The organism is Streptomyces lusitanus (genome assembly GCF_042647945.1).
GTDB lineage: Bacteria > Actinomycetota > Actinomycetes > Streptomycetales > Streptomycetaceae > Streptomyces > Streptomyces pseudogriseolus.
In genome coordinates, this window is record NZ_JBHRWL010000033.1 from 21,977 (window position 1) to 44,788 (window position 22,812).

Consider the following 22,812-nt stretch of genomic DNA (forward strand, 5'->3'; position numbering starts at 1 on the left):
CCTTTCAGCCGCGCTCCGCCGCCACCAGCTCGGCGATCTGCGCGGTGTTCAGCGCGGCGCCCTTGCGCAGGTTGTCCCCGCACACGAACAGCTCCAGCGCCGTGGGGTCGTCCAGGGCCCGGCGCACCCGGCCCACCCAGGTGGGGTCGGTGCCGACGACGTCGGCGGGGGTCGGGAACTCCCCGGCGGCCGGGTTGTCGAAGAGGACGACGCCGGGGGCGGTCGCGAGGATCTCACGCGCCTTGTCGACGGTGACCTCGCCCTCGAAGCGGGCGTGCACGGTGAGGGAGTGCACGGTGACCACGGGGACGCGCACGCAGGTGACGGCGACCGGGAGGGCGGGCAGGCCGAGGATCTTGCGGGACTCGTCCCGCACCTTCATCTCCTCGGACGACCAGCCGTCCTCGCGCAGCGAGCCGGCCCACGGCACGACGTTCAGCGCGACTGGCTCCGGGAACGGCCCCGTGTTGTCGCCCACGGCCCGCCGTACGTCGCCGGGGTTGGTCCCCAGCTCCGTGCCGGCCACCAGCGACAGCTGCTCGCGCAGCGTCCGCACGCCGGCCTGACCGGCGCCGCTGACCGCCTGGTACGACGAGACGACCAGCTCGCGCAGGCCGAACTCGGCGTGCAGCGCGCCCAGCGCGACGATCATCGACAGGGTGGTGCAGTTCGGGTTGGCGACGATGCCGCGCGGGCGGTTGCGTACGGCGTGCCGGTTGACCTCGGGGACGACCAGGGGGACGTCCGGGTCCATGCGGAAGGCGCCGGAGTTGTCGACGACGACCGCGCCGCGCGCGGCGGCGACGGGCGCCCACTCGGCGGAGACCTCGTCGGGCACGTCGAACATGGCGACGTCGACCCCGTCGAAGGCCTCCTCGGTGAGCGCCATCACCTCGACCTCCTCGCCGCGCACGGCCAGCTTGCGGCCGGCCGAGCGCGGGGAGGCGACAAGCCTGATCTCGCCCCAGACGTCCGCGCGCTGGGACAGGATCTGGAGCATGACCGTGCCGACCGCCCCGGTCGCTCCCACGACCGCGAGCGTCGGCCGCCCGGAACGTCCGGGTCCGGCGGTACCGGTCATCAGCGGCCGGTGCCTCCGTAGACCACGGCCTCGTCGCTGTCGGAGTCGAGACCGAAGGCGGTGTGCACGGCGCGCACGGCCTCCGGCACGTCGTCCTTGCGGGTGACGACCGAGATGCGGATCTCGGAGGTCGAGATCAGCTCGATGTTCACGCCGGCGTCGCTGAGCGCGGTGAAGAAGTCGGCGGTGACCCCGGGGTTGGTCTTCATACCGGCGCCGACCAGGGAGATCTTGCCGATCTGGTCGTCGTAGCGCAGGGAGTCGAAGCCGATGGCGCCCTTGTTCTTCTCCAGGGCGTCGATGGCCTTGCGGCCCTCGGACTTCGGCAGGGTGAAGGAGATGTCCGTCAGGCCGGTGGACGCGGCGGAGACGTTCTGCACGACCATGTCGATGTTGATCTCCGCGTCCGCGATGGTGCGGAAGATCGACGCGGCCTCGCCGGGCTTGTCGGGCACGCCGACGACCGTGATCTTGGCCTCGGAGGTGTCGTGTGCGACACCGGAGATGAGAGCCTGCTCCACCTGCTTGTCCCCTTGCTCGATCGGGTCGCTGCTGACCCACGTGCCCTGAAGTCCGCTGAAGGACGAGCGGACGTGGATCGGGATGTCGTACCGGCGGGCGTACTCCACGCAGCGGTGGAGCAGCACCTTGGAGCCGGAGGCGGCCAGTTCGAGCATGTCCTCGAACGAGATCCAGTCGATCTTCCTGGCCTTCTTCACCACGCGCGGGTCGGCGGTGAACACGCCGTCGACGTCCGTGTAGATCTCGCACACCTCGGCGTCCAGCGCCGCGGCGAGGGCGACGGCGGTGGTGTCGGAGCCGCCGCGGCCGAGCGTGGTGATGTCCTTGGTGTCCTGGCTGACGCCCTGGAACCCGGCGACGATGGCGATGTTGCCCTCGTCCACCGAGGCCTGGATGCGGCCCGGCGTGACATCGATGATGCGGGCCTTGTTGTGGACGGAGTCGGTGATGACACCTGCCTGGCTGCCGGTGAAGCTCTGGGCGTTGTGGCCCAGGTTCTTGATCGCCATGGCCAGCAGGGCCATGGAGATCCGCTCTCCGGCGGTCAGCAGCATGTCGAGCTCGCGGCCGGCAGGGATCGGGGAAACCTGCTCGGCGAGATCGATCAGCTCGTCCGTCGTGTCGCCCATCGCGGAAACCACGGCGACCACCTGGTGGCCGTTCTTCTTGGCTTCCACGATCCGCTTGGCGACGCGCTTGATGCCTTCGGCATCGGCTACGGAGGAGCCTCCGTACTTCTGCACGACAAGGCCCACGTGCGCTCCTCGCTCAGTCCGTCGTTGTCCACAGTCCGCCCACATATGTGTGCACTGCGGTCCGCTCAGTCTATCGGCGTCCGAAAATCCACCCTTCGCGATATCGCATGGTGAGACTCCCGGCGCCCTCGCAGGGGGCTCATGCCCAACCCGACGCGAGCCACTCGGAAAGTGCCCTGCGTCACACGCGGGCCGGGTCGACGAGACCCTCGGCCGGTGTCCGGCCGGGGGGTGACGACTCGCCCCTCGACTCGAAAGCTCACGGAATCGGCCGTGCGGCCGCACGGGAATACACGGTCACGGTCATTGACTCGTTGAATTCAAAATCGAACCAATTCCGCGTCGCGGACTGCGTGCAAAACCGGACAGTGGCGGAATGATCATCCATCGTGTTATGTTCCTGCGGCGCCGATCACCGGGCCTGACCAGCCCAGTTGAGGCGCGCGGACCCTCATCGCCGGTCGATGCGACGGTCCGGGGGAATTAATCGGGGGAGAAAGTCCGCGGGGGGACCATTTCGGTTTCCACGCCAGTCCAGGTCGCCCTTTTGGGCTTCCTCCCCTTGTGATTGAACACAAGGGAGATCGTACATGACCCGCAATACGCTGCGCCTCGCCGCCGTTTCGGCCGTGGCCGCCGTGACCGTCGGCGCCGGCGCGAGCCTGGCGCAGGCGTCCCAGGCCACCGCGTCCGCTCGTCCGGCGGCCTCGTCCCAGGTGACGCTGTCCGCGGCCGACGCCCGCGCCGTCCTCGCCAACCCGACGGTGTCGGCCCAGCTGACGGCCGGCGACACCGCCTCGCTGCGCGCCGTGGCGAACGGCACCGCCACCGACGTGCAGGCGCGCGGCGCCGTGGGCGCCGCCGCCAAGGCCCTGTACAAGCTGCTGAAGAAGCACGGCGGCAAGGTCTACAACGGCGCGGTCAAGGCCGCCAAGTCGAACTGGGGCAAGTTCCGTTCGTACATGGACGGCCTGCCCTGGTACCACCCGGTGCGCATCGCCTGGGTCGCGGCCGGCGCCGAGGCGCAGTACCAGCTGTACTCGTACATCCGCAGCCTCCTCTGAGGGACCGCGACTCGTCGCGCACGCGGGTGTGGTGTGCCGGAACCGACGCGGACGCGGTTCCGGCACGCCGGATCCTCACGCGGAAGGAAACACGTCCATGGCCAACTCCGAAGCGCCGCGCGCCCTGCGGCACCTCTGGGCCTCACCCGCGCTGTTCGTCCTGGCGGCGTTCGTGGCGTTCAACGTCGTCGGCAGCGGTGACGCGGGCTGGGCGCTGATGGGCGCGGGGCTCTCCGGGCCCGTCGTCGCTCTGCTCTGGCACGCGGTCAGACGGGAACGCCCGGAAGCGGCGTTCGTCGTCGTCCCGCTGGGGCTGCTGGCGCTGATGACTGTGCTGTTCGGCATCAACGAAGGGTTCCCCTGGGGCTGAGCCCTCCGCCCTCCCGTCGGCGCGCCGGGTCCGTCAGGTGACCGGGCGCACGCCCAGCGGGGTGCCGATCTCCTCGGCCATGACCTTGCCGGCCTCGACCTCGAGGGTCTCGTCGCCCATGCCCTGGTCGGTGTCGAGCCCGTCGAGCTCGGCGAGGGGCTGGTTCAGGCGGACGTGGGCGACGACCGACTGGAGGGCGCGCAGGGCCGCCGACGCCGTCGAGCCCCAGTTGGAGAAGTAGGAGAACTGCCACCACCACAGCGCCTCCGACGTGCGGCCCGCCTTGTAGTGGGCCATGCCGTGGCGCAGGTCGGTGATGACGTCGGTGAGGTCGTCGGAGATACGGGCCGGGACCGGGGCCTTGCGCGGCTCGTAGGGGTCGAAGACCTCGGAGTAGACGTCGATCGGGTCGAGCAGCCGCGCCAGGTTCTCGCGCAGCTCGTCCACGTCCGGCTCCGGGCCCATGTCCGGCTCGTAGCGCTCCTCGGGGACGATGTCCTCGTGGGCGCCGAGGCGGCCCCCGGCCAGGAGCAGCTGGGAGACCTCGAGCAGCAGGAAGGGCACCGCCGAGTCCGGCTCGTCGCCCTTCGCGACCTCCGTGACGGCGACCAGGAAACTCTCGATCTGGTCGGCGATCTGGACCGCGAAGTCGTCCGGGTTCTGCTCGGTCGCGTGCAGCGTGGCGTCAGACATCTAGGAGTCGTCTCCCCTCGAAGGCGCGGCCGAGCGTGACCTCGTCCGCGTATTCCAGGTCGCCGCCCACCGGGAGGCCGCTGGCCAGGCGGGTGACCTTCAGGCCCATGGGCTTGATCATGCGGGCGAGGTACGTGGCCGTGGCCTCGCCTTCCAGATTCGGGTCCGTGGCCAGGATCAGCTCCGTGACCGTCCCGTCGGCCAACCGCGCGAGAAGTTCCCGTATGCGCAGATCGTCGGGGCCCACCCCGTCGATCGGGCTGATCGCGCCGCCGAGGACGTGGTAGCGGCCGCGGAACTCACGCGTGCGCTCGATCGCGACGACGTCCTTGGGCTCCTCCACGACGCAGATGACCGCCGGGTCGCGCCGGGTGTCGCGGCAGATGCCGCACCGCTCCTCCTGCGCGACGTTCCCGCACACCGCGCAGAAGCGGACCTTCGCCTTGACCTCCGTCAGCGCCTGCGCCAGACGCCGTACGTCCGCCGGTTCCGCCTGAAGGATGTGGAAGGCGATCCGCTGCGCGCTCTTGGGACCGACGCCGGGCAGCCGCCCCAGCTCGTCGATGAGGTCCTGGACCACGCCTTCGTACAACGGACTGCCGTCCTTCCTGATGTTCCTTCACTACGTACGGTAGAGGCCCGCGGCCCCGCACAGAAGCCCTGGCGGCTTCGCCTAGAAGGGCAGGCCCGGGATGCCGCCCCCGCCGAGGCCCTGGGCCAGCGGGCCGAGCTTCTGCTGCTGGAGCGTCTGCGCGTTCTCGTTCGCCGCCTGGACCGCCGCGACGACCAGGTCCGCGAGGGTCTCGGTGTCCTCAGGGTCCACCGCCTTCGGGTCGATCCTCAGCGCCCGCAGCTCGCCGGAGCCGGTGACGGTGGCCCGCACCAGACCGCCGCCCGCCTGGCCCTCGACCTCCGTGCGCGCCAGTTCCTCCTGGGCCTTGGCCAGGTCCTGCTGCATCTTCTGGGCCTGCTGGAGCAGCTGCTGCATGTTGGGCTGGCCACCACCGGGGATCACGATTCGCTCCTAGGTCGCTGCGTCGGGTCGGTACGTCGGGTCGCTGCGTGTCGGTCCGGGCGGTGCGACGGTCGCACCGCTCGGCACGAGCCTACGTGCTCGGGACGGCCGTCGCCCCGGCACTCTTTCGGGTGAGTCCCCTCGGAGGCCCTATACCTGATCACGGCCCCCTTCCGGGCGTAAAAGCGCGCGAACCCCCGACGCGCCCACCCGTTGGGCGGTAGGAAGGGCCCGGCGCGCGAGCACCACGCGTGACCGGCCGACCGCGCACGGTGCGTGCGCGCGCGGTCGGTCAGGTCGCTTCAGGAGGGGAGATACCGGGTGGGTCAGCCGGAGATGCAGCCCGAAGGCCGGCCTCACGACGGGCGGGCGTTCCCGCTCGGGGACTGGGGCGAGCCTGCCGCGCGGCTGGACGAGCTGTACCGGTGGGTGGAGCGCGGCGCGCTGGACACCGCCGTGTGGTACCTCGAGGACCGGGTGTGGAAGCGGCGGTGCGCGTGGGCGCTGCGGGCCGGCACCGCGGTGGGCGCGCTGGCCGGGGCCGCGCTGCCGCTGCTGGACCTGACCGGGGCGGCGGACGGCGTCACGCCCTGGGGGTATCTGGCGCTGCTGCTCGCCGTGGCGTGCGTGGCGGGCGACCGGTTCTTCGGGATGACGTCCGGGTGGATGCGGGACGTGGCGACCGCGCAGGCGGTGCAGCGGCGGCTCCAGGCGTTCCAGTTCGACTGGGCGTCGGAGTGCGTGCGGGAGGTGCTGGGGCCTGCGGAGGGCACGGCGAGTGAGGCGGCGGAGCGGTGTCTGGGGGTGCTGCGGCGGTTCACGGAGGACGTGACGGAGCTGGTACGGGTGGAGACGGCGGACTGGATGCTGGAGTTCCGGGGCGGGGGCGGGGGTGTGCCGTTGGGGGTGCGGGGGGCGCACGGCGGGGCGGGGCGGTCGGAGTCGGCCGTGTCGGCGGGGCGGTTCTCGGCTGCGCCGAACGGGGCGCGGCCGAACATGCCGCGACAGCGGCCGCCGGAGGCGCGGTGAGGGTGCCCCCCCCCAGGGGCGCGGGGAACTGCGCGCCCAGCCACGACGTGCCCGCACCCGGCGTACAACAGGTACCGGCACCCCAGTAGCCGTACAGGGGTGCGGCGCGGGCCCGCTGGAGGGGTGCCGCCCGCGCCCACCCGTGCCGCCCCAGCGGCACGACTGCCCGCAGGCTGGACGCGCCCCCAGGGGCGCGGGGAACTGCGCGATCAACCACGACGTACCCGCACCCGGCGTGCAACAGGCACTGGCACCCCAGTAGCCGTACGGGAGTGAGGCGCAGGCCCGCTAGAGGGTGCCGCCCCAGCGGCACGACTGCCCGCAGACGGCGGCGCGCCCCTCAGGGGCGCGGGGAACTGCGCGACCAGCCACGACGTCGCCCGCACCCGGCGTACAACAGTTGTTGGCACCCCAGTGGCCGTACGGGGTGAGGCGCAGGCCCGCTGGAGGGCTGCCCGCGGCCGGGGCGCACAGCCTCGTTCCCGCCGGGGTTGCGCACGGGACGTGGTTCTGGGTGCGGATGACGTCCTGGCCGAGTCCTCGGGCCAGGTAGGTCAGGAAGCTGGACGTCAGGGAGTCCCGGGGCGGGCGGCCGTACGTGTAGGCGTACTCGATCTCCTGGTACGGGTACGCGCTCGTGCCGGACTCGATGGCGTCGAGGGACGCCGGATGCCCGTCCAGGTCCAGCCGGCGCACCCCCTCCGCCCGGGTCGCGAGATTCAGCTCGCTGTAGCCGACCGCGCCGCGCACGGCGGCGACCGTCTTCAGCACCTCCTCCGTGGAGCCGAGCTCGCAGCGGACGACCGGGGCGGTCGGGTCGTCCTTGTGGACGCAGTCGACGGAGGAGTTGGCGATCTCGCCCCGCCCCAGCACGCGCCGCTGGAACACCTGCCGGGTGCCGGAGTTGGCGTCCCGGCTGACCAGGGTGACCGGCAGGTCGGGGCCGCCCAGCTGCTTCCAGTTCGTGATCTCACCCCGGTACAGGCGCCGTACGTCCGCCGTGGTCAGCCCGCGCAGGTCCACGCCCTCGTGCACCACCAGCGCGAAGACCGACACCGCGATCCGGTTCTCCCGCAGTTCCGGCGTCCCGGCGGGCTTGGGGCCGTCCGACAGGGCGATCAGGGGCGGCGAGCCGTGACCGGTCTCCGCGCCCGCCGTGAGCAGCCGCCGGATGCCCGAGGTCGAGCCGTGCGCGTCGACCTCGATGCGCGGGTCGTCCGCCGCGCAGTCCTCCTCGTACGCCTCGGCCACCTCCCGCAGCACGGGCGCGAACGCGGTCGAGCCGGTGAGGGTGAGGGTGCCGCCCTCGCAGCCGATGGGCGGCGGGGAGTCGTCCTGGGCGACGACGATCACCGCGAGCGCCACCACGCACAGCGTGAGGGTGATGGTGATCAGCCGGGCCGCCCGGCTGAACAGCGGGGCCTTCTCGTCCGGGGTGGCGCTGCGGTTGCGGTGCACCTCGCCGTCGCTGAGGTCGCAGCGCAGCTCGATGCCGTCGTTCACGCCGCCGCCGGAGAGCAGCACCAGCAGCTTGAAGTAGGCGCCCCGGTTGAGGGGCACGCGCGGCAGGTGGAGGGTGCCGCCCTGGTAGCCGAAGCCCCGCTCGGCGGTGAAGTGCTCGACGAGATGGCTGGTCGCGGTCGGCTGGGTGACCGACACCCCGAGGATGGTGCGCCCCTCGAACTCCACGGTCATGCCGTGCGTGCCCGGGTTCTGGTAGTGCTCGCGGCCGATGCTCTCCCAGCCGTCGTTCTCGATGCGCAGCAGCACCATGCTCGCGTCCGTCATGCCCGCCGCCGTGTCGAACCAGCCGACCCTGCGGTTGACCGGGCGGCCCGACCGGCCGTCGTCGCCGATCGGGGCGTCCAGCTGGACGCGGTAGCCGATGCGTCTGCGGCGCGGCACCCGCCGCTCGTACCAGACCATGACGGCCGAGGCGACGATGCCGAGGAGGGCCGTCGCCACGGCCACCAGGTTCTCCGCGCTCAGCCACTCCATCGCGCCGCCCCCGCAACCGACCCGCCCGTCCGCCGAGGTGGTCACCGTACGGCCGCACGGGGGCTGCGGCGGTGCGCGTCCCCGTAAGTTCACCGGGGTTCGCCGAACGTTCAACCACCCGGCGCGGGGCGGCCGTTCAGTCGCGGGTGTACGTCAGCTGCTCGCCGGTGCCGTCGCTCACGCGGCGCAGGGAGCCGTCGGGGAGGAGGGTGATCTCGCTGGCGGCGCCGGGGGTGCAGGCGCTGCGCGGTTCGCCGGTGGTGACGCTGGACGGGCCGAGCTGGAGACGGCCGCCGGAGGTTCCGGTGAGGCGTGCCTCGAAGACGCAGTGGTAGGTGCCGCTGCCGGCGGGGCCGTCGGCGACCAGGGACATCACGGTGTCGCCGACCTCGCCCTGCTGCACGGTGAGGCGGCGGCTGTGCGAGCCGCTGTCGTTGTCGATGGAGCCGGACCAGCTGCCCAGGAACTCCGCCGGGACCGTCCCGTCCTCGGGCGCGTCACTGGTCGGAGGGCTGGACTGCGCGGGCGGCGCGTCGTCGGCGGTGCCCCCCTCGCTCGTGTTCTGCGGCGTGCTGGGCGCGGCGGGCGTCGACGGGTCGCCGCCGGCGCGGTCGTCGCCCCGGGCGCCGCTCATCAGCGCGTACACGCTGCCGCCCGCGGCGAGCGCCACGACCAGCGCGATCACCACGAGCAGCGCGGTCGAGCGGTTGTCGCGGCGCGGCTGCTGCGGGGGGCCGTACGGCTGCGGCTGCGCGGGGAAGGGCGGCGGGCCGTACGGCGGGGTGCCGTTCGCGCCGTGGCCGCCGTACGGGTAGCCGTACGCGGGCGGCTGCGGGTGCTGCTGGGGATGCCCGTGGGCGCCTGGGCCGTAGGCGTCCCCGCCGTACGCGCCTCCGCCGTACGCGCCCGCCCCGTACGCGCCCGCGCCCGGCGCCGGTGCGGGTGGCGGGGCCGGCTCGCCGCCCTGGCCGACGACGACGGTGGGCAGGTGGTTGACGCCGGGCGGGCCCGGCGGGGGCGGGGCGGGCGCGTCCGGAGGCGGGACGGCGCCGTCGTCGGCGGCGCGCGCGTGCTGCTCGGGCGGCGCGGGATCGGCGCCCACGGAGTCCGCAGACGCGCCCGGCTCCCCAGCCCCCGGCGCGCCGGCCCCCGGCGCCCCGGAACCTGGCGACGCCTGCGGGTCCTCCGCGTCGAGGAGCCGTACCGCGTGCCGCCCCAGCTGGGCGACCAGCGCGCCCGGCAGCCACGGGTCGCGGGAGCGGCCGTCGGCGACCGTGTCCTCCGCGCCCGTGCGGGCCAGCACCTCGTCGAGCGAGGGCCGCGCGGCCGGATCCTTGCGCAGGCACTCCCGCACCAGGTCGGCGAGCCCCTCGGGCACCTGCGTCAGGTCGGGCTCCTCCTGCGCGATGCGGAACATCAGCGCGTGCACCCCGCTGTTGGCGGCGCCGAACGGCAGCGCGCCGGTCGCCGCGTAGGCCAGCACCGAGCCGAGGCAGAACACGTCGCACGCGGGCGTGATGCGGTCGCCGCGCACCTGCTCGGGCGCCATGAAGCCGGGCGAGCCGACGAGCGCGCCGGTGCGGGTGAGCCCGCCGTCGGTCACGGTCTCCAGGGCGCGGGCGATGCCGAAGTCGATGACGCGCGGCCCGTCGATGGTGACGAGCACGTTGGACGGCTTGAGGTCGCGGTGGATGATCCCGGCCGCGTGGATGTCCTTCAGGGCGTGCGCGAGACCGGCGGCGAGGATGCGCACCGAGCGCTCGGGCAGCGCCCCGTGGTCGTGCCCGACGACCTGCTGGAGGCTCGGCCCGGCGACGTACCCGGTGGCCACCCAGGGCACGGCCGCCTCGGTGTCGGCGTCCAGCACGGGCGCGGTCCAGTGCCCGCCGACCTGCCGGGCGGCCCGCACCTCCTGGCGGAAGCGGGCGCGGAACTCCTCCTGCCGGGCCAGCTCCTCGCGGACCAGCTTCACGGCCACGGTGCGTCCCCGGTCGGAGCGGGCGAGGTAGACCTGCCCCATGCCGCCGGCGCCCAGCCGTGCGAGCAGGCGGTAGCCGCCGATCGTCTGCGGATCCCCGATTCCGAGCTGGTCCATCGCCGCGCCGCCTTCCCCCCGCACCCCCGCAGTGAGCAACGGATCGAGGATAGTGGCGGCCCGGTACCCGGTGCGCCGGGCGTTGTCTACGGTTCCGTAACAGGCGGTCCGAGCGTGTCCAGCACCGTGGACAGGCGTTCCAGCGCCTCCACCGCGCGGGCGAGTTCCGCCTCCCCGTACGCCGCTTCGTACGCCTGTGCCAGCCGCTGCGCGAAGGCCGCGTGGCCGGGGTCGATGCGGCTGATCGCCGCGCGGCCCTCCTGCGTGGGGGCGAGGAGTTTGGCGCGGCGGTGGGCCGGGTTGGGCCGGTACCCGGCGAGTGAGCGCTCCACCAGCAGGTCGGCGACGCGCTGCACGCTCTGCCGGGTGATGCCCATGGCCCTGGCGATCCCGGAGACCGGCAGCGGCTCGCCGAGGACCGCGCCGAGCACCTGCCACCAGGCGGCGGTGAGCCCGGCGGGCCGGGCCAGCTCCTCGGCGACCGCGAGGAACTGGCCGTTCAGCCGGAAGGCGCCGAGCGCGCCCCGGCTGAGCAGGTCCTGTTCTTCCCGGCTCACCGCGCCGTGGCCTGCGCGTAGACGGCGTACGCCTCGGGGTCCGAGTCGTGGAACAGCCGGTACCAGGCGTCGTTCACCGTGTCGTCGTGGACGCCGAGCAGCCGGAAGATCTCGCGGGCGAAGGCGACGGGCTCGGTCGGCCCGGCGGTGACGAGACCGCCGTCGGTGACCGCGTCGGCCTCGACGTACCGGTCGCCGCCCGCGTAGCCGGTCGCGGCGAGGTAGAAGGGGGCGGCGCTGGTGTGCGCGCGGGTGTCGAGCAGCCCTTCCCTGGCCAGTCCGGCGGTGGCGCCGCAGATCGCGGCGACGGGCACACCGGCGTCGAGGAAGGCGCGGGCGGTGCGGGCGAAGGGGGCGAGGTCGTCGCCCTCGTCCCAGCGGTCGGCGCCGGGGAGGATCAGCAGCGCGCTGTCCTCGGGCCGCAGCTCGTCGAGCGCGAGGTCGGACAGGACGCGGAGTCCGCCGATGCCGGTGACGGGCTCCCCGGCCGGGGTGACCGTCCGTACCGCGTAGCCGGCGCGGGCGAGGTGCGCGGTGGCGTGACCGGTCTCCCAGTCGGCGAAGGTGTCGTAGAGGGCGAGATGCACGGGCTTGCGGGTCATGACCGCTCCCTGAGGGGTACGCCAGCAGATGACAGCATCTTGTCACGATGACAGCGTCCTGTCTACTGCCCCCGACCCGCGCCCTTGACCCACGCTCCTGATCGAGCGCTCCTGTCGACACCTTGTCGCGGAAAGCTCCCGTCCGCAGACAGGCCGCCGATGTCGCCCGCCCGCCGGCCCCGCCTACCCTCGGGCGCATGACCCCTCAGCCCGATCCCGAGGCCGGCGCCGCCGTCAAGGCCGCCGACCGTGCGCACGTGTTCCACTCCTGGTCCGCGCAGGAGCTCATCGACCCGCTCGCCGTCGCCGGGGCGGAGGGGTCGTACTTCTGGGACTACGACGGCCGCCGCTACCTGGACTTCACCAGCGGCCTCGTCTACACCAACATCGGCTACCAGCACCCCAAGGTCGTCGCCGCGATCCAGGAGCAGGCGGCGCGTATGACGACGTTCGCGCCCGCCTTCGCCGTCGAGGCGCGCTCGGAGGCGGCGCGGCTGATCGCCGGGCGCACCCCCGGCGACCTGGACAAGATCTTCTTCACCAACGGCGGCGCCGACGCCGTGGAGCACGCCCTGCGCATGGCCCGGCTGCACACCGGCCGTCCGAAGGTGCTCTCCGCGTACCGCTCGTACCACGGCGGCACCCAGCAGGCCGTGAACGTCACCGGCGACCCGCGCCGCTGGGCCTCCGACAGCGGCACCGCCGGGGTCGTGCACTTCTGGGCGCCGTTCCTGTACCGCTCGCGCTTCTACGCCGAGACCGAGGAGCAGGAGTGCGCGCGGGCGCTGGAGCACCTGGAGACGACGATCGCCTTCGAGGGGCCCTCGACGATCGCCGCGGTCATCCTGGAGACCATCCCGGGCACGGCCGGCATCATGCCGCCCCCGCCCGGCTATCTCGCCGGCGTCCGCGAGCTGTGCGACAAGCACGGGATCGTCCTCGTCCTCGACGAGGTGATGGCCGGGTTCGGCCGGACGGGCACCTGGTTCGCGGCCGACCTGTACGACGTCGTGCCGGACCTGATGACCTTCGCCAAGGGCGTGAACTCCGGCTATGTGCCGCTGGGCGGCGTCGCCATCTCCGCGGAGATCGCCGCCACCTTCGCCACCCGCCCCTACCCGGGCGGCCTGACCTACTCCGGGCACCCGCTGGCCTGCGCCGCCGCCGTCGCGACGATCAACGTGATGGAGGAGGAGGGCGTCGTCGAGAACGCGGCCGCCCTCGGCGCGTCCGTCGTCGGACCCGGGCTGCGGGAGCTGGCCGAGCGCCACCCGAGCGTGGGCGAGGTGCGCGGCACCGGCATGTTCTGGGCGGTGGAGCTGGTGCGCGACCGGGAGACCCGGGAGCCGCTGGTGCCGTACAACGCGTCCGGCGAGGCGAACGCCCCGATGGCCGCGTTCGCCGCCGCCGCGAAGAAGGCCGGGATCTGGCCGTTCGTGAACATGAACCGCACCCATGTGGTGCCGCCGCTCAACACGAGCGAGGCCGAGCTGAAGGAGGGCCTGGCGGCCCTGGACGCGGCTCTGTCGGTGGCCGACGAGTACGTGAGGTGACCGGCGGGGCGGGGCGGTCCTCACCGGTCGGGTGACCGGTCCCGGACGGGCGCGTGGCGGGTCTCCGCCCCGCGCCCGTTCGAACATCCGGCGTCGCCTCCGGACCGCGTAAGGTGGCGTGCCCGTGGACTTTTGCGAGCACGCCACTCGAACGCGATGAGGGAGACGCCCCGACCATGTCCCGCCCCGGCACCGTCGCCGTGACCCGCAGCACCCTGCGGCAGCAGATCGCCGACGCGCTCCGCGACGAGGTGCTGGCCGGGCGGCTCCAGCCGGGGCAGGAGTTCACCGTCAAGGAGATCGCCGACCAGTACGGGGTCTCCGCGACGCCCGTCCGCGAGGCGCTGGTCGACCTGTCGGCGCAGGGGCTGCTGGACGCCGACCAGCACCGGGGCTTCCGGGTGCACGAGTACTCCGCCGACGACTTCCGCGGCATGATCGAGGCGCGCAGCCTGGTCACCGAGGGCATGTTCCACGCGCTCACCCACGGCGACACCCCGCATCTGCGGCCCGACGAGCCCCGGCTGGCGGCGCATCTCGCCGGGGTGCGCCGGCGCGGCGAGGAGGCCCGGCGCGCGGCCCTGGCCGGCGAGGTCACCGTGCTGATCGGCTACGACCTGCGGTTCTGGAAGGAGCTGGCGTCCGCGTTCGGCAATCCGTACCTCACGGACTTCCTGCACCGGCTGCGGGTGCAGATGTGGGTGTACGTGGTGCAGCACCTGCGCCGGCTGCCCGACCCGCGGGGCCGGCTGTGGGCGCGTCACACCGAGCTGGTGGACGCCCTCACCGCGGGCGACGCCGCCGCCGCGCGGGCCATCCTCGACGCGTACACCGCGTACTCCCTGTCCCTCGTCGAGGGGCTGACGCCCGAGCCGGCGGGTAAGGGACCTGTACGACGGCCCGCACAGGAGGATCCGCCCGCCCGGGACGCCGATACGCTTCCCTGACCCCTGTCCCGAACCGTCTTCCCGGACCCGGACGTCCCACCCGACGACCGCGCGATGCGAGGAGTCCTCTTTTGGCCTGTGACCTGTGGCTGGTACCGCTCGTCGACGTGTTGTGCCACACGCCCGACAACCCCTTCGCCGAGGAACTCGCGCAGTACAACACGGTGCTCGCCGACGCGGGACTGCCGCCGGTGCCGGTGTACCAGTACATGCCGGGACTGACCGGGGACGTCGCGCCGGTCGCCGGGTTCGACTACGACGCCCTGCACTTCCTGCGGCGCGTGTACCTGCTCCAGGTGTGCGGCCTTCCGGTCACCCCGGTGGACGAACTGGGCGGTGACTACGAGCAGTTGCTGGAGATGTTCGAGGCGACGGCCCAGCAGTCGCACCTGGTGTGGCACTACGACCACGCGGGCGCGTACGTGCCGGTGGACTTCCCGAGCCCGCTGTCCAGCGACGAACTCCTCGCCGGGGGCGGCCCGTTGGGCTCCTCGCACGCGCTGCTGCGCGAACTGGAGCTGGTCGCCCCGTCGATCGGCATCGACCCGGCGAACCCGCCGGCCCCGCCCGAGCCGCCGCAGGCCCCGACCGAGCTGGAGGAGCCGGCCGGCCCCGCGCCGTACGACCCCAGCCCCTTCGCCCGCGAACGCCACGTCTGGCTCGGTCTGCACGCGGCGGCGACGCGGAGCCTGGCGCAAGGGTCGATGATCGTCTTCAGCTGAGCGTCACCGCACCTGGGAGAGCCCCTTCTCCAGGTCCTCCATGGTCATCACCGGGGTCATCTCGACCTCGGCGTCGAACTGCGAGAAGAGGGGGTCGGCCGTGGCCGCGACCTGCGAGCTGTCCTGGAGGTCGAGGACCAGCAGACAGGTCCGCCGGCCGCCGAACGGCCCGAAGTAGGCGGCCTCGGGGTGCAGCCGCTCCACGGTCTCCTTCATCAGCGCGGGCATCTTCCCGCTGCGCAGGACCTCGTTCGCCTTCTCCGTGTCCAGCATCGCCTTGATCATCACGCGCATCGCACTCACCTTCTTCTGGTCGACGCACGTGGAGGGACACCTTCAGGCTATGCCTGTGCACCGGCGCCCGCGCGGGCGCCGGTGCACAGGGCGGCTGTCCTGAGGTGTGGCCTACAGGAACGAGTTGATCTCGATCGTCTCCGTGCGGCCCGGGCCCACGCCGATCGCGGAGATCGGGGCGCCGGACATCTCCTCCAGGGCCTTCACGTACGCCTGGGCGTTCTTCGGCAGATCGGAGAAGGTCTTCGCCTTGCTGATGTCCTCGCTCCAGCCCGGCAGCATCTCGTAGACCGGCTTCGCGTGGTGGAAGTCCGTCTGCGAGTACGGCAGCTCCTCGACCCGCTTGCCGTCGATCTCGTACGCCACGCACACCGGAATCTGCTCCCAGCCGGTGAGGACGTCGAGCTTGGTGAGGAAGAAGTCGGTGAGGCCGTTGACGCGGGTGGCGTAGCGGGCGATGACCGCGTCGAACCAGCCGCAGCGGCGGTCACGGCCGGTGGTGACGCCCCGCTCGCCGCCGATGCGGCGCAGCGCCTCGCCGTCCTCGTCGAACAGCTCCGTCGGGAACGGTCCGGCGCCGACGCGGGTGGTGTACGCCTTGAGGATGCCGATGACCCGGCTGATCTTCGTCGGGCCCACGCCCGCGCCCGTGCAGGCGCCGCCCGCGGTCGGGTTGGAGGAGGTGACGAAGGGGTACGTGCCGTGGTCGATGTCGAGCAGGGTGCCCTGGCCGCCCTCGAAGAGGACCACCTTGTCCTGCTCCAGCGCCTCGTTCAGCACCAGCACGGTGTCGGCGACGTACGGGGCGAGCTTGTCGGCGTAGCCCAGCAGCTCCTCGACCACCTGGTCGACCGCGATCGCGCGGCGGTTGTAGAGCTTGGTGAGCATCTGGTTCTTGACGTCGAGGGCCGCTTCGACCTTCTGGGTGAGGATCGACTCGTCGTACAGGTCCTGGACGCGGATGCCGACGCGGTTGATCTTGTCGGCGTAGGTCGGGCCGATGCCGCGGCCGGTCGTGCCGATCTTCCGCTTGCCGAGGAAACGCTCGGTCACCTTGTCCACCGTCACGTTGTACGGCGTGATGATGTGCGCGTTGCCGCTGATCAGGAGCTTGGACGTGTCGACGCCGCGCTCGTTCAGACCGCTCAGCTCGGAGAGCAGGACCGACGGGTCGACGACGACGCCGTTGCCGATGACCGGCGTGCAGCCGGGGGAGAGAATCCCGGAAGGGAGCAGGTGCAGGGCGTACTTCTGGTCGCCCACGACCACCGTGTGGCCGGCGTTGTTGCCGCCCTGGTAGCGCACCACATAGTCGACGGAACCACCGAGCAGGTCCGTCGCCTTTCCCTTGCCTTCGTCACCCCACTGAGCACCGAGCAGCACAAGTGCGGGCACGCGCGTACACCCCTTCCGGGCGGGGCATGTCCAAGGTCAGGGGCGCACACGGAGGATCTCCGCCGCGTGCACCGCGACCACCGTTGGCCGCCAACCGTCGGACCGGATGCCCCGGAATAGACGAAGCCCCTGGCGCAATAGCGCAAAGGGGCTCTTGCACAAAGATGCTACCCGAGGAAGCGAGGCATGGCCGAGGTGGCGACATCCGGGACTTCTTCCGCGACGTCCGATCAGCTCCTGGTGGTCATCGATCCGGTCGCCCGGCGGGCGGACGGCGAATCGGTCCGGATCGCGAAGGACGTGCTCAACGCGGGTGCGGCGGGGATGAAGGTGTGCCTGCCGGACGATCCGGAGGAGTTCGCGCGGGCGCTGGCGCGGCGCGGCTCACGCCGCCCGGTGGTGATCGGCGACGACCGGGCCCTGGTGCGGGCGGTGACGCTGCTGCACCGGCAGCGGGAGCTGGCCGGGTGCGTGCTGTCGCTGGTGCCGGTGGGCGGCGCCGTCTCCCTCGCCCGGGCACTGGGGGTGCCCACGGGGGCGGTGGCGGCGGCGCGGGCCGTGCTGGACGGGGCGGAGCGGCGCATGGACCTGCTGGTGGACGACAGCGACGGGGTGGTGCTCGGCGCGCTGCGGATCCCGCCGCTCGGGCGCACGGCGCGGCTGCGGGAGGCGGGCGGTGACGGGGGGCGCCCGTGGCTGCGGACATGCCGCTCGCTGGTGCGGACGCTGGTGCCGGCCCGGCCGCCGGGGACGGCCGACGTCCCCGGGTCGGGGCCGGCGCGGCTGCGGGTGGAGGTCGACGGGGAGACGCTGGTCGACCTGGGGCAGCCGGTGGAGGGCGTCTCGGTGATGCCCGGCGTGCCGGGGACGGCTCGGGTCGAGGTGCGGCCGGTGTCGGTGGGCGCGGAGGCGTCCCCGCTGCTGGCGGAGGGCCGTACGGTGACCGTGTCGGGCGCGCACTTCCGCTATCGCGCGGACGCGGTCGTCTCGGGGCCGGTGCGGACGCGGACGTGGGAGGTGCGGGAGGGGGCGTGGGGGCTGACGATGCCGGCGCGGTAGGTCAGCTTTCGGCTGCCCCTTCGGGGGCATGGAAGCCGGTGGTGTCGAGAGCGAAACCGAACGGGTCAGGGATGTAAAGCTTCTCACCGAACGGCTTGGTGAGACTTTTCTCGTATCCGACCTGGGGCGATGGGACAGAGTAGACAGTGGCCTCCTCACGTTGCATGTTGAGGAGGAGATAGACGGGGACACCCGCCTTGCCGTAGACCATCACCTTGTCGTTCAGGTCTGCACTGCGCGTCGATGTCGAGGTCAACTCCGCGACGAAGGAGAGAGCCTCACCGTCCAGGTGGTAGCTGGTGCTCTCACGCGCCGACTCATGTGCCGCGTGAACATCCGGACCATACGCACGCTCCCCTTCGCGGAACACGTACAGTGCCGGGAGCCCGCTGATCCGGTGCCCTTCGGGCAGGTATGGACGCACGCGGTCGCAGATCAGATCCATGGCCCTGAGGTAGTACGCCTTCTGCCACGGTGACACGACGATGTTCCCCCTGATGATCTCGGCCTTGTAGCCGTCGGGCACGTTCAGCTCGTCGAGTGTCCTCAGTAGGTCCTCGAAGCTGTGGGGCTCGGTGCCGTGTGTCGTCGGTCGCTCTGCCATGACTGTCATGATGCGCCCTCCCCCGGTGACGGACCAGCCGCAACTCAGTGTAACTGAACGACTACTCCTGTCCGAACCGCTCGTCGCGATGGGCCCGCCAGCGCTCCATCATCGCCTCGACCTCCTTCTCCACGAACTCGAAGAAGGCCAGCGTCTCCGCCAGCCGGCGCCCCGCCGGGGTGTCCGCGCCCAGGCTGGTGACGCCTTCCCGCAGCGCGTCCTCCCAGCGCTTGATGACGGCCTCGCGGTTGGTGAGCGCCTCGTACCACTGGTCGCCGTGGACCCGGTAGCGCTCGCGGCGCGAGCCGGGCTCCCGCTCGCGGGACACCATGTGGACCTGGGCCAGGTAGCGCACGGCGCCGGACACCGCGGCCGGTGAGATCCGGAGCTGTTCGGCCAGTTCGGCGGAGGTCAGCGCCCCGGCGTCGGAGGCGAGGAGGGCGCCGAAGACGCGGGAGGGCATGCGCTGCATCCCGGCCTCGACCAGCTGCGCCGCGAAGTGCTCGACGAACCGGGAGACCGCCTCCGGGTCCCGTGCCGTCCCGCTCGGTTCCGTCATGATCCGATCATCTCCCCTGCTCAGGCGCCGTGGATGTCGTGGATCAAGTCTAGCCGTCGATTTATACGCTTCCTTAACTTCACAAATTTCTGAAAGAAGCGTACGTTCCGGAGCATGACGAAGGCCATCACCGTGTCCGGACTGCACAAGTCGTTCGGCCGGACCCACGCACTGGCCGGTCTCGACCTGACCGTCGAGACCGGCGAGGTCCACGGCTTCCTCGGGCCCAACGGCTCCGGGAAGTCCACCACCATCCGTGTCCTGCTCGGCCTGCTGCGCGCCGACTCCGGCGCCGCCCAGGTTTTCGGCCGGGACCCCTGGACGGACGCCGTGGAGATCCACCGCCGGATCGCCTACGTCCCCGGTGACGTGACGCTGTGGCGCAACCTGTCCGGGGGCGAGGTCATCGACCTGTACGGCAGGCTGCGCGGCGGCCTGGACCCGCAGCGCCGGGCCGAGCTGATCGAGCGGTTCGAGCTGGACCCGACGAAGAAGGGCCGCACGTACTCCAAGGGCAACCGGCAGAAGGTCGCCCTGGTCGCCGCGTTCGCCTCCGACGTCGACCTGCTGATCCTCGACGAGCCGACGTCCGGGCTCGACCCGCTGATGGAGGAGGTCTTCCAGCGCTGTGTCGCCGAGGAGCGCGAGCGCGGGCGGACCGTGCTGCTGTCCTCGCACATCCTCAGCGAGGTGGAGGAGCTCTGCGACCGGGTCAGCATCATCCGCAAGGGCGCCACCGTGGAGAGCGGTTCGCTCGCCGAGCTGCGGCATCTGACCCGGACGAGCGTCAGCGCCGAACTCGCCGGCCCGCCCAACGGGCTCGCCGGGCTGCCCGGCGTGCACGACCTCGACGTCCAGGGCCGCCGTATCCGGCTCCAGGTCGACACCGACAAGCTGGACGCGGTGCTGCGCTCGCTGAGCGAGTCGGGCGTACGGTCGCTCACCTCCACCCCGCCCACGCTGGAGGAGCTGTTCCTGCGGCACTACCAGGACGAGGTGACCGTCCGATGAGCGCCGCCTCCTTCGCCGTACGGCCCGCGAGCGCACGGCAGCTCGCCGGCACCGGCGTCCTGCTGCGGTTCGCGCTGCGCCGGGACCGGGTGATGATCCCGCTCTGGGTCGGGGTGAACGCCCTGATGGTGCTGTCGATGCCAGGCACGCTCAAGGGCCTGTACGGCACCCCGGCCGAACGCGCCGACCTCGTAGGCCAGATGGCCACCAACAGCTCCCTGCGCGCCATGGTCGGCCCCGTCTTCGGCGACTCCCTCGGCGCGCTGACCGCCTGGCGGGTCGGGGTGTACGCGGGCGCGCTGGCCGCCGTGGTCGGTCTGCTGGTCGTCGTCCGGCACACCCGCGACGAGGAGGAGAGCGGGCGTCAGGAGATGGTGGCGTCCGGGATGGTGGGCCGCAGGGCCTCGCTGACGGCGGCGCTGCTCGCGGCGGCCGTCGCGAACGGGGCGCTGGCGCTGCTGGTGACGGCGGGGCTGGCCGGTCAGGGCGCGGTGGGAGCGCTCGCGTTCGGGCTCGGGATCGCCTGCGTGGGCATGGTCTTCGCGACGACGGCGGCGATCGTGGCCCAGCTGACGGAGAGCGCCCGGCTCGCCCGGGGGCTGACGGCGGCGGTGCTGGGTGCCGCGTTCGTGCTGCGCGCGGCCGGCGACTCGGCGACGGACGACGGTTCGTCGGCGCTGACCTGGGCGTCCCCGCTCGGCTGGCTGACGAACCTGCGGGCGTTCGCCGGGGAACGGTGGTGGGTGCTCGGGCTGCTCGCGGGCGCGGCGCTGGTGCAGGGGGCGGTGGCGTACGCGCTCGCCGGGCGCCGGGACCTCGGCATGAGCTTCCTGCCGAGCCGCCCGGGACCCGCCGCCGGGCGGCTGGGCGGCGCGGGGGCGCTGGCGTGGCGGCTGCAACGAGGCTCCGTGCTCGGCTGGAGCATCGGCTTCCTGCTGGCGGGGCTGGTCTACGGCGGGATGGCGGACGGTGCGGCCGACCTGCTCGGCGACAACGAGGGCGCCCGGGAGATCTTCCAGCGGATGGGCGGGGAGGCCGGGCTGACGGACGCGTTCCTCGCGGCGATGGCCGGGATGCTGGGCCTGGTGGCCGCGCTGTACGTCGTGGCGTCGGTGCTGCGGCTGCACGGCGAGGAGACCTCGGGCCGCGCGGAGCCGGTGCTCGCGGGGGCGGTCGGACGGCTGCGCTGGGCGGCCGGTCACCTGATGGTGGCGTTCGGCGGGTCGGCGCTGCTGATGCTGCTCGCGGGGGCGGGTCTCGCGCTCGGCCACGGCGAGCGGACGGGGGCGATCCTCGGCGCCTGCCTGGTGCAGATCCCGGCGGTGTGGGTGATCGGCGGGGTCGCGGTGCTGCTGTACGGGGTGGCGCCCGGGGCGGCCATGGGCGCGTGGGGGGTGGCCGGTGCGGCGCTGCTGATCGGCTGGGTCGGCCCGGCGCTGGATGTGCCGCAGGCGGTGCTGGACCTGTCCCCCTTCGGTCATCTGCCGAAGCTGCCGGGCGGGGGCATGGAGTGGCCCCCGGTGCTGGTCCTCACGGCTCTCGCGGCAGGGCTGGTGGTGGCGGGGCTGGCCGGGTTGCGGCGGAGGGACATGACGGCGTGACCGGGGTCGTCAGTCCATGTACGGCTTGAGCTCCTCGGCGTCGGATTCGATACCGACGGGCTCGGGAAGCACGACCCTGTCGCCCAACTGGCGCTTCTGGACGTCCCGGTAGCCGACCACCGGGTCCGGGTCACTGTGCACGAGGACGGAGCGACGGTCGCGGTCGATCAGCAGGTGGACGGGGATCCCGGATTCGGCGTAGGCCTGGGGCTTCTCCACGCGGTCGCGATCGTGCGTGTCCGAGTCGAAGGAGGTGACCTCCACCGTCATCAGCACGCCTTCGGTGTCCGCCCAGTCCCCCTGCCCCGCGAAGTGGGCGACAGGGGCGAGCACCGCGTCCGGCAGGGCCCGGCCCTTGCGGTAGGACTCCACCTTCAGCCCCTGCACCGGGCTGAGATCGAGTTCGGGCCTGGCCTGCATGCACTGGCGGACCAACCACATGACGATCGTGGTGTGACTGCCGTCGGTTCCTTTCCTGAGCCCGATCCGTCCGTTGATGAACTCGAACCTGACGGTCTCGTCCTCACGTTCGGCGAACTCGGCGATCCGCTCGAACATGTCCACCGCCACCTGGGCTGACGCGCGTTCTGCCATGACCGTCGTGGTGCCTCTCTCCGCAAGCGGGCAGCAGCGTGACCAGCCATCCGCGTCGGACGCCGGAGGCGGTCAGTCCGCGTACTGCTTGAGCTCCTCGGTGTCGAGTTCGATGCCGAGGGGTTCCGGCAGGGAAAGCTTCTGGCCGAAGGACTTCCGCACCGTGCTGCTGTAGCCCTCGCCCGGAACCGGAACGCTGAAGAGCGTGACGGAGCAGTCGTCGCGGTCGATCAGCAGGTAGTACGGAATACCGGCGTCGGCATACCCGGCGGGCTTCTCCTCACGGTCCCGGCGGTGGGTGTCCGCGTCGTAGGACGTGACCTCGACCGTCATGATCACGCCCTGTGTGTCGGCCCAGTCCCCCTTCCCCGCGAATGTCCCGCGGGGGGCGAGTACCGCGTCCGGGAGCGCCCGGCCCTTGCGGTACTTCTCGATGCGCAGCCCCAGTTCCCCGCCTCCGTAGAGCCACAGCCCGCTGCCGGTCAGCAGGAAGCACTCCTGAAGCCAGCGGATGACCTCGCTGTGGTTGCCGTCCGTCATGCCCTTGATCCCGACCCGTCCGTTGATGAACTCCAACCTGACGGCGTCGAACTTCTTGGCCACGTGGGCAGCGAGCTCCTCGAACTCCTCCACGGACATCTGAGCCATGTGCTGCGGCATAACCGCCATGGTGCCCTCCTTCGCAGGCGCTC

Annotated in this window: 24 protein-coding genes; 9 read left to right on the forward strand and 15 right to left on the reverse strand. The window is 72.2% G+C overall.

The annotated features are described in order from the left end of the window. Positions 1-4 precede the first annotated feature (4 nt). Positions 5-1,081: an aspartate-semialdehyde dehydrogenase gene (locus tag ACFOSY_RS31925; protein WP_394313709.1), complete on the reverse strand. Its 1,077-nt coding sequence runs from the start codon at positions 1,079-1,081 to the stop codon at positions 5-7. After that, positions 1,081-2,358, reverse strand: a complete 1,278-nt coding sequence (locus ACFOSY_RS31930) for an aspartate kinase (RefSeq protein ID WP_394313711.1) — start codon at positions 2,356-2,358, stop codon at positions 1,081-1,083. Before ACFOSY_RS31930 ends, ACFOSY_RS31925 begins: the two co-directional genes overlap by 1 nt. 590 nt (positions 2,359-2,948) lie before the next feature. Here ACFOSY_RS31930 and ACFOSY_RS31935 point away from each other — a divergent pair. Both ACFOSY_RS31935 and ACFOSY_RS31940 read left to right on the forward strand, forming a co-directional pair. After that, positions 2,949-3,422: a hypothetical protein gene (locus tag ACFOSY_RS31935; protein WP_394313714.1), complete on the forward strand. Its 474-nt coding sequence runs from the start codon at positions 2,949-2,951 to the stop codon at positions 3,420-3,422. A 97-nt stretch (positions 3,423-3,519) separates the two neighbouring features. Then, entirely contained in the window at positions 3,520-3,792 is a 273-nt protein-coding gene (locus tag ACFOSY_RS31940) for a hypothetical protein (RefSeq protein WP_394313716.1), read from the forward strand. Positions 3,793-3,825: 33 nt separating this feature from the next. On the opposite strand, the gene ACFOSY_RS31945 is transcribed toward ACFOSY_RS31940, so the two are convergent. The 3 genes from ACFOSY_RS31945 to ACFOSY_RS31955 form a co-directional block, all read right to left on the reverse strand. Next, on the reverse strand, positions 3,826-4,485 hold the full coding sequence (locus ACFOSY_RS31945; protein WP_394313718.1) for a DUF5063 domain-containing protein: 660 nt from the start codon (positions 4,483-4,485) through the stop codon (positions 3,826-3,828). Continuing rightward, entirely contained in the window at positions 4,478-5,077 is a 600-nt protein-coding gene (gene recR, locus ACFOSY_RS31950) for a recombination mediator RecR (protein WP_031066804.1), read from the reverse strand. The genes ACFOSY_RS31945 and recR overlap by 8 nt, the downstream gene beginning before the upstream one ends. Positions 5,078-5,158: 81 nt before the next feature. Further along, on the reverse strand, positions 5,159-5,500 hold the full coding sequence (locus tag ACFOSY_RS31955) for a YbaB/EbfC family nucleoid-associated protein (RefSeq protein WP_394313723.1): 342 nt from the start codon (positions 5,498-5,500) through the stop codon (positions 5,159-5,161). A gap of 321 nt (positions 5,501-5,821) precedes the next feature. Here ACFOSY_RS31955 and ACFOSY_RS31960 point away from each other — a divergent pair, with 321 nt between their 5' ends. Then, complete coding sequence (locus ACFOSY_RS31960; RefSeq protein ID WP_394313725.1) at positions 5,822-6,529, forward strand: SLATT domain-containing protein; 708 nt, start codon at positions 5,822-5,824, stop codon at positions 6,527-6,529. 288 nt (positions 6,530-6,817) lie between these two features. On the opposite strand, the gene ACFOSY_RS31965 is transcribed toward ACFOSY_RS31960, so the two are convergent. The 4 genes from ACFOSY_RS31965 to ACFOSY_RS31980 all read right to left on the reverse strand — a co-directional run bounded on the left by ACFOSY_RS31965 (position 6,818) and on the right by ACFOSY_RS31980 (position 11,781). Continuing rightward, positions 6,818-8,527 (reverse strand): substrate-binding domain-containing protein, encoded by a 1,710-nt coding sequence (locus ACFOSY_RS31965; RefSeq protein ID WP_394313728.1) that lies wholly within the window; start codon positions 8,525-8,527, stop codon positions 6,818-6,820. Positions 8,528-8,663: 136 nt separating this feature from the next. Further along, a complete protein-coding gene (locus ACFOSY_RS31970) occupies positions 8,664-10,622 on the reverse strand; it encodes a serine/threonine-protein kinase (RefSeq protein WP_394313731.1) in 1,959 nt (652 codons plus the stop codon). An 86-nt stretch (positions 10,623-10,708) separates the two neighbouring features. Then, positions 10,709-11,179, reverse strand: coding sequence for a MarR family winged helix-turn-helix transcriptional regulator (locus tag ACFOSY_RS31975; protein ID WP_394313733.1), 471 nt, complete (start codon positions 11,177-11,179; stop codon positions 10,709-10,711). Next, complete coding sequence (locus ACFOSY_RS31980) at positions 11,176-11,781, reverse strand: type 1 glutamine amidotransferase family protein (RefSeq protein WP_394313735.1); 606 nt, start codon at positions 11,779-11,781, stop codon at positions 11,176-11,178. Before ACFOSY_RS31980 ends, ACFOSY_RS31975 begins: the two co-directional genes overlap by 4 nt. Before the next feature lie 197 nt (positions 11,782-11,978). On the opposite strand from ACFOSY_RS31980, the gene ACFOSY_RS31985 reads away from it, so the two are divergent. The 3 genes from ACFOSY_RS31985 (at position 11,979) to ACFOSY_RS31995 (ending at position 15,003) form a co-directional block, all read left to right on the forward strand. Further along, positions 11,979-13,334, forward strand: a complete 1,356-nt coding sequence (locus ACFOSY_RS31985; RefSeq protein WP_394313737.1) for an aspartate aminotransferase family protein — start codon at positions 11,979-11,981, stop codon at positions 13,332-13,334. A gap of 176 nt (positions 13,335-13,510) precedes the next feature. Next, positions 13,511-14,281, forward strand: a complete 771-nt coding sequence (locus tag ACFOSY_RS31990) for a GntR family transcriptional regulator (RefSeq protein WP_394313739.1) — start codon at positions 13,511-13,513, stop codon at positions 14,279-14,281. A gap of 71 nt (positions 14,282-14,352) precedes the next feature. Then, positions 14,353-15,003: a hypothetical protein gene (locus tag ACFOSY_RS31995; RefSeq protein ID WP_394313741.1), complete on the forward strand. Its 651-nt coding sequence runs from the start codon at positions 14,353-14,355 to the stop codon at positions 15,001-15,003. Between the two features lie 3 nt (positions 15,004-15,006). On the opposite strand, the gene ACFOSY_RS32000 is transcribed toward ACFOSY_RS31995, so the two are convergent. Further along, positions 15,007-15,297, reverse strand: coding sequence for a hypothetical protein (locus ACFOSY_RS32000; protein ID WP_394313744.1), 291 nt, complete (start codon positions 15,295-15,297; stop codon positions 15,007-15,009). Between the two features lie 111 nt (positions 15,298-15,408). After that, positions 15,409-16,692 carry an adenylosuccinate synthase gene (locus ACFOSY_RS32005; RefSeq protein ID WP_006135111.1) on the reverse strand — a complete coding sequence of 428 codons (1,284 nt, stop codon included), beginning with the start codon at positions 16,690-16,692 and terminating at the stop codon, positions 15,409-15,411. Positions 16,693-16,878: 186 nt separating this feature from the next. Here ACFOSY_RS32005 and ACFOSY_RS32010 point away from each other — a divergent pair, with 186 nt between their 5' ends. Beyond that, positions 16,879-17,751 (forward strand): diacylglycerol kinase family protein, encoded by an 873-nt coding sequence (locus tag ACFOSY_RS32010; protein ID WP_394313748.1) that lies wholly within the window; start codon positions 16,879-16,881, stop codon positions 17,749-17,751. A gap of 1 nt (position 17,752) precedes the next feature. Here the strand turns inward: ACFOSY_RS32010 and ACFOSY_RS32015 are convergent, their stop codons facing one another. Continuing rightward, complete coding sequence (locus tag ACFOSY_RS32015; RefSeq protein WP_394313750.1) at positions 17,753-18,364, reverse strand: Uma2 family endonuclease; 612 nt, start codon at positions 18,362-18,364, stop codon at positions 17,753-17,755. A gap of 52 nt (positions 18,365-18,416) precedes the next feature. After that, entirely contained in the window at positions 18,417-18,914 is a 498-nt protein-coding gene (locus ACFOSY_RS32020) for a GbsR/MarR family transcriptional regulator (protein WP_394313752.1), read from the reverse strand. A 114-nt stretch (positions 18,915-19,028) separates the two neighbouring features. On the opposite strand from ACFOSY_RS32020, the gene ACFOSY_RS32025 reads away from it, so the two are divergent. Both ACFOSY_RS32025 and ACFOSY_RS32030 read left to right on the forward strand, forming a co-directional pair. Next, complete coding sequence (locus tag ACFOSY_RS32025; protein WP_394313755.1) at positions 19,029-19,925, forward strand: ABC transporter ATP-binding protein; 897 nt, start codon at positions 19,029-19,031, stop codon at positions 19,923-19,925. After that, positions 19,922-21,526: an ABC transporter permease gene (locus ACFOSY_RS32030; RefSeq protein ID WP_394313757.1), complete on the forward strand. Its 1,605-nt coding sequence runs from the start codon at positions 19,922-19,924 to the stop codon at positions 21,524-21,526. Before ACFOSY_RS32025 ends, ACFOSY_RS32030 begins: the two co-directional genes overlap by 4 nt. A 9-nt stretch (positions 21,527-21,535) precedes the next feature. Here ACFOSY_RS32030 and ACFOSY_RS32035 read toward each other — a convergent pair whose 3' ends face one another. Then, entirely contained in the window at positions 21,536-22,120 is a 585-nt protein-coding gene (locus ACFOSY_RS32035) for a Uma2 family endonuclease (RefSeq protein ID WP_394313758.1), read from the reverse strand. A gap of 72 nt (positions 22,121-22,192) precedes the next feature. After that, positions 22,193-22,789 (reverse strand): Uma2 family endonuclease, encoded by a 597-nt coding sequence (locus ACFOSY_RS32040; protein WP_394313761.1) that lies wholly within the window; start codon positions 22,787-22,789, stop codon positions 22,193-22,195. Positions 22,790-22,812: the final 23 nt, after the last annotated feature.